Annotated in this window: 3 protein-coding genes; all 3 read left to right on the top strand. The window is 76.5% G+C overall.

Annotated features, from left to right (window positions below):
* The first annotated feature begins 49 nt into the window (after positions 1–49).
* The 3 genes from AB7F12_RS30265 to AB7F12_RS30275 all read left to right on the top strand — a co-directional run bounded on the left by AB7F12_RS30265 (position 50) and on the right by AB7F12_RS30275 (position 5,974).
* On the top strand, positions 50–1,222 hold the full coding sequence (locus tag AB7F12_RS30265) for an exonuclease SbcCD subunit D (RefSeq protein WP_428499218.1): 1,173 nt from the start codon (positions 50–52) through the stop codon (positions 1,220–1,222).
* Positions 1,219–4,542, top strand: coding sequence for an AAA family ATPase (locus tag AB7F12_RS30270; RefSeq protein WP_428499219.1), 3,324 nt, complete (start codon positions 1,219–1,221; stop codon positions 4,540–4,542). The genes AB7F12_RS30265 and AB7F12_RS30270 overlap by 4 nt, the downstream gene beginning before the upstream one ends.
* Before the next feature lie 397 nt (positions 4,543–4,939).
* Positions 4,940–5,974 (top strand): sugar ABC transporter substrate-binding protein, encoded by a 1,035-nt coding sequence (locus tag AB7F12_RS30275; protein WP_428499220.1) that lies wholly within the window; start codon positions 4,940–4,942, stop codon positions 5,972–5,974.
* Positions 5,975–6,161 lie beyond the last annotated feature (187 nt).

Consider the following 6,161-nt stretch of genomic DNA (forward strand, 5'->3'; position numbering starts at 1 on the left):
GGCCGCCCGGCGGTGATCTTGTCGGGGGTGGCGAATACCGTTCCCGGCGATGCGCATCCTGCACACCGCCGACTGGCACGTCGGCAAGACGTTGAAGGGGCACAGCCGGCTCGACGAGCAGCGGGCGGTGCTGGGCGAGATCATCGGCGTGGCCCGTGAGCAGGAGGTCGACCTGGTCGTCGTGGCCGGCGATCTCTACGACACCGGGGCCCCCAACGCCGCGGCGCAGCAGCTCGTCGTGCAGGCGCTGACGGCGCTGGCGCAGACGGGGGCGAAGGTCGTCGTCATCGGCGGCAACCACGACCACGGCGCCACCCTCGACGCCTACCGGCAGTTCGCCGCCGCGGCGGGCGTGACGATGGTCGGCACGGTGCGCACCCGGGAGCAGGGCGGCGTCGTCGACATGGTGACGCGCGGCGGGGAGAAGGCGAGCATCGCGGCGCTGCCGTTCCTGTCGCAGCGCTACGCGGTCCGCGCGGCCGAGCTGGTCGCGAAGCTGCCGGCCGAGCACAACGCCGACTACGACGAGCAGCTGCGCGGCATCGTCCGGTCCCTGACCGACGGCTTCGCGACCGACTCGGTGAACCTCGTCGCCGCCCACCTCACGGTGCTGAACGGCGAGTTCGGCGGCGGTGAGCGGATGGCGCAGTCGATCTTCGAGTACGCCGTCCCGGCGGCGATCTTCCCCGCCGACACCCACTACGTCGCCCTGGGTCACCTGCACCGCCGGCAGAAGCTGGCCGCGCCCGCGCCGGTGCACTACTCGGGGTCGCCGCTGGCGGTCGACTTCGGGGAGCAGGCCAACACGAGCGTCGTGTGCCTGGTGGAGGCCACGGCGACGACGCCGGCGCGGGTCACCGACATCCCGATCACGTCGGGCCGCGGGCTGCGCACGGTCACCGGCACGGTCGACGAGCTGGCCGCGCTGCGCGACGCGGTGGGCGAGGACTACCTGCGCGTCACCGTCCGCGAGCCGGCCCGCGCGGGGCTGCGCGAGGACGTGACGGCGCTGCTGCCCAACGCGCTGGAGGTGCGGATCGACCCGGAGTTCGCCGCGCAGGTCACGGCGTCGCGGCCCGAGGGCGGCGGGACCGACCGGAACCCGTCGGAGCTGTTCGGGGAGTACTGCCGCGACCGTGCGGTGGCCGACCCACGGCTCGGCGCGCTGTTCGCGCGCCTGCACGACAAGGTCACCAGCGCCGACTCGGGGGGTCAGGGATGAGGCCCGTCCGGCTGGAGATGAACGGGTTCGCGGCGTTCCGGGAGCCCGCGGTCGTCGACTTCACCGGTGCCGACTACTTCGCGCTCGTCGGTCCGACGGGCGCGGGCAAGTCGACCGTCGTCGACGCGCTGTGCTTCGCCCTCTACGGCTCGGTCCCGCGCTGGGACGACCGGCGCGCGGTCCGGCTCGGGCTGGCGCCGCACGTCTCGCGCGGGGTCGTGCGGCTCGTGTTCGACATCGGCGGCGAGCGCTACGTCGCCGCCCGGGAGCTGCGCCGGTCCGCGCAGGACAAGGTGACGGTCCGCAGCGCCCGGCTGGAGCTGCTCGCGGATCCGGCGGAGCTCGACGGTGAGAGCCGCGTCCTGGCCGCCGACTCAGGGGTGACCCCGGAGGTCGAGCGGCTGCTGGGGCTGCCGTTCGACCAGTTCTGTCAGTGCGTGGTGCTCCCGCAGGGTGCGTTCGCGGAGTTCCTGCACGCCAAGCCGGCCGACCGGCAGAAGATGCTCGTCCGGCTCCTCGGGCTCGACGTGTACGAGGCGATCGCGCGGGAGGCCAACCGGGAGGCGGCGGCGTCGGGGGAACGGGCCGACGTGCTGGCCGGGCAGCTCGGCGCCTACGACGACGCGACGGCCGACGCCGTGGCCGCCGCGACCGCGCGCGTCGACGCCCTGGGTGCGCTGGCCGACCGCGTCACCGATGCCACCGAACGGCTCGCCGCCGCGGCGGCCGCCGTCGTCGCCGCCGAGTCGGCGAAGGCGACGTCCGAGCGGGAACGTGCCGTGCTGGCCGGGATCACCGTTCCGGCGGGGGCCGCGGACGTCGACGCGCGGCGCCGGGCGGCGGCGCAGGTCTCCGCCGCGGCCGCGCGGGCGGTGACCGACGCGGTGGCCGCCGACGCGGACGCCCGCGCGGCCCGCGACGCCGCCCCGGCCCGCGGCCCGCTGGAACAGGCCCGCCGCGACCACGCCGACCTCGCCGCGGCCCGCGCGGCCCGGCCCGGCGCCGCTGCTGCGCTCGACGCCGCCGCCGCCGAGGAGCGGGCCGCCGCCGCGGCGGTGACCGGGGCCGCCGCGGCGCTGGAGGCGGCGCGCGCCGCCCGGGACGCGGCGTCGTCACGGCTCGAGGCTGCCGACCGGGAGCTCGACCGCCTCGACGCGGAGCGCTCCCGGCTCGCCGCCCTGCACGTCCCCGACGGTCTCGACCGTCTCGACAGCCGCCGCCGCGCCGCCGACGACGACCTGACCGCCGCCGTGAAGGCACTCGAGGAGGCGGAGGCGGCCGACGTGGCGGCGCATGAGGCCCGCGCCGCCGCGCCCGCCCGCGCCGCGCTCGACACCGCGCTGGCCGACCATGCCGCCCTCGACGCGGCCCGCACGCGCCGGCCCGCCCTGGCCGCCCGCCGCGAGTCCGCCGTCGCCGCCCGCGCCGCGGCCGCGACGGCCCTCGACGCCGCCCGCGATGCCGCCGCCCGGGCGCGCACCACCCGCGATGACGCCGCCCACGCCGACCGTGCGGCCGCGCTGCGTCCGTCGCTGCACGTCGGCGACGAGTGCCCGGTGTGCACGCAGACCGTCACCGTGTTGCCGCCCGCCGTCGACCGGACGGTCCTGGCCGCCGCCGACGCCGCCGTGGCGACCGCCGACGCGGAGCTCGACCGGGCCCGCGTCGCCGATGCCGACGCCGCCTCGGCCGCCGACCGCGCCGCCGCCGACCTCGCCCGGCTCGACGCCGAGGTCGAGGCCCTGCGCAGCGCGCTCGACGGTGTCGAGGACGTCGCGGCCCTGCGTGCCGCGCTGCGCCGGCTCGACGACGTCGAGTCCGAGGCCGGCCGCGCCGACGCCGCCTTGCGCCGTGCCCGCGCCGGGCGCGACGCCGCGGCCGGTGCCGTCGACGCCGTGCGTGCCGAGGTGGCCCGCGCCGCCGGGGCGTTGCGGGCGGCGCGCGACCCGCTGGTCGGCTTCGGCGCGCCCGCCGTCGCCGACGACGACCTGCCCGCCGCGTGGGCCGCGCTCGCCGGCTGGGCCGCCGGAGCGGTCGACGAGCGCGACGCCGCCGCGGGTCCGGCCCGCGCCGAACGCGACGCCGCGACCGAGGCCTCCCGGGTGGCGGACGCGGCGTTCACCGGCGCCGACACGGCGCTGGCCGCGGCCCGCGCCCGCGAGACCGCCGCGGCCCGCGCCGAGCAGGCCGCCCGTTCGGCGCTGACCGCCCTCGACGCCCGCATCGACGGGCTCGTCGCCGCGCTCGCCGACGTCGCACCGCCCGACGAGCTCGCCCGCGCCCTCGACCGGATCGACGCCCTCGACGCGGCCGCCCGGGCCGCCGCCGACGCGGTGCGCGCCGCGCACTCCGCGGCGGCCGAGGCGGCTGCCGCGGCGACGGCGGCGGACCGCTCCGCGGCGGCGGCCTGGGACGAGCTGCGCGCCGCGCGCGACCCCCTCGTCGTGCTGGGGGCGCCCGCCGTCGCGGGTGAGGACCTCGTCGCGGCCTGGGAGGCGCTCGCCGGGTGGGCCGCGACCGCGGCGGACGAGCGCCGTGCCCGCCTCGCCGCCGAGGGTGACGCGGTCGCCGCGGCGCGGGCCCGTCGCGACGCGCTCACCGTCGAGCTGCTCGACGACCTCGGCCGACACGACCTCGCACCGCCCCGCGGAAGCGGGTCGGCCGCCGAGGAGAGCGACCGGCTCGTGCAGCGCGCGACTTCCGTCGTCGCCACCGAGCACGCCAAGGCCCAGGCCCGCCGCGACCGGCTCGCCGAGCGTGTCGCGGAGTCGGCGAGGCTGCGGGCCGACCGCGCCGCCGCGGAGGAGAACCAGCAGGTGGCGCGCATGCTCGGGCAGCTGCTCAAGTCGGACCGGTTCCCGCGCTGGCTCGTCGCCTCGGCGCTCGACGTGCTCGTCGTCGACGCGTCGGCGAGTCTCGCCGAGCTGTCGGGCGGCCAGTTCGAGCTGACCCACGACAACGGCGAGTTCGTCGTCGTCGACCATGCCGATGCCGATGCCCGCCGCCCGGTGAAGACCCTGTCCGGCGGGGAGACGTTCCAGGCGAGCCTCGCGCTCGCGCTGGCGTTGTCGGCGCAGATGTCGTCGCTGGCCGCCGACGGCGCCGCCCGGCTCGACTCGATCTTCCTCGACGAGGGTTTCGGCACGCTCGACGAGGCGAACCTGGAGGTCGTCGCGGGCACGCTGGAGAACCTCGCCGCGCGCGGCGACCGGATGGTCGGCGTGATCACCCACGTCGCCGCGCTCGCCGAACGGGTCCCGGTGCGCTTCGCGGTCAGCCGTGACCAGCGGACGTCGTCGGTCGTGCGCGAGGGCCCCTGACCGGGTCGTCCGGGGCTGGGTCGGCCGCGGTCGCCGCCGCCGGGTACGGACGCTGCCGGTCCGGCCGGCGCCGTGCCGGACCGGTGCGTGTCCGCAACGGTTGTGGAATTGCGATGTCCGGTCGCTTGTCCTGGGTCGCCGTGAGCCACTAGTTTCCAGCATGCGGTGAGCCGGTGTCCAAATAGTGGACACCGGCATGCTCTCCACCGCCCCTCGTCGGCCGCACCGGAGGACTCCCATGGGGATCGTTCGTCCTGTCAGCTCCCGGCTGGTACGCCGCGGAATGGTCGGAGCGGTGGCGCTCGCGCTAGCCCTCACGGCATGCAGCACCGGTAGCGGCGGCGGGGGAGGCGGCTCCACCACCGCACCCGCGGCCGCCAACACGGTCCCGGCCGCGGTGACCGACAACGTCGCCACGTACAAGGGCCTGCCGACCTTCACCCCGCCCGGGGCGCCGATCGACCCGAGCACGCTGCGTGGCAAGCGGATGTTCCTCATCCCGCTGGTGCCCAACCCGTTCAACCAGAGCATCCAGGACACGATGGCGGAGATCGCCCAGAAGGTCGGGATGGAGTTCACCGTCTATCCCAACCAGGGCAAGCCCTCGGAGTGGGTGCAGGGCATGAACACGGCCCTGACCGCGAAGCCCGACATCATCGTGCTCAGCACCGCCCCCGACCCGCGCACCCTGCAGCCCCAGCTCGCCGCGGCCAAGGCCGCCGGTATCCCGGTGCTCGTCACGCACTTCTACGACGACTCCTCGCCCGTCCCCCCGACCTGTGAGGGCTGCGCCGCCGGGGTGACCGCGCTGGTCACCGCCCCGTTCAACGTCGCGGGCAAGGCGGCCGCGGACTGGATCATCGCCGACTCGAAGGCCGACGCGAACGTCCTGCTCATCGGTGGCGCCGACGTGCTCCCGAGCCCGGCCACGCTCGACACCATCAGCAAGGAGTTCGCCGCGCAGTGCCCGTCCTGCAAGGTGACGGTCAAGAACATCCCCGTGTCGGACTGGAACACCAAGACCCAGAGCGAGATCCAGTCCGCGCTGACCGCCGACCCCTCGATCAACTACGTCTACCCGCTCTACGACGCGATGGTCGCCGGCGCGGTGCCCGCCATCCAGACCCTCGGCCGGGTCGGGCAGGTCAAGGTCGTCAGCTACAACGGCTCGCCCTACGCCCTCAAGCTCATCCAGGAGGGCGACATCGTGGCGATGAACGTCGGGGAGGACACCGTCGGTATCGGCTATGCCTCGATGGACCAGGCCTTCCGGATCCTGCTCGGGCAGCCGACGGTCGACGAGCGCACCCCGATCCGCATCTGGGACAAGACGAACGTGAACGAGTCCGGTGTCCCGCCGGAGGTCGGCAAGGGCTACGGCGGCGCGCTTCCGGCCGGGTTCCTGAAGCTGTGGGGGCTGCCCGCGTCGTGACCTCGGTCCGGCCGCTCGCCGCGGGCAGGGGGCACGCCCACCCGCGGCGCGCGGCCGCGGCCCGGCGCGGCCGGGCCGCGGTCAGTCGTCCGACGTCGCCGCGGCGATCTCGAACACCCGCGCCGCCGCCATCACCGGCTCGGCGTAGCGCCACCCCGGGTCGGTACCCAGCCGCTCGACCGGGCCG

Origin of the sequence: Pseudonocardia sp., assembly GCF_050250275.1 — a bacterium.
GTDB lineage: Bacteria > Actinomycetota > Actinomycetes > Mycobacteriales > Pseudonocardiaceae > Pseudonocardia.

Coding starts and splice junctions, on each gene's coding strand:
- AB7F12_RS30270 (WP_428499219.1), top strand. CDS start 1,219: ATGAGGCCCGTCCGGCTGGAGATGAACGGGTTCGCGGCGTTCCGGGAG.
- AB7F12_RS30265 (WP_428499218.1), top strand. CDS start 50: ATGCGCATCCTGCACACCGCCGACTGGCACGTCGGCAAGACGTTGAAG.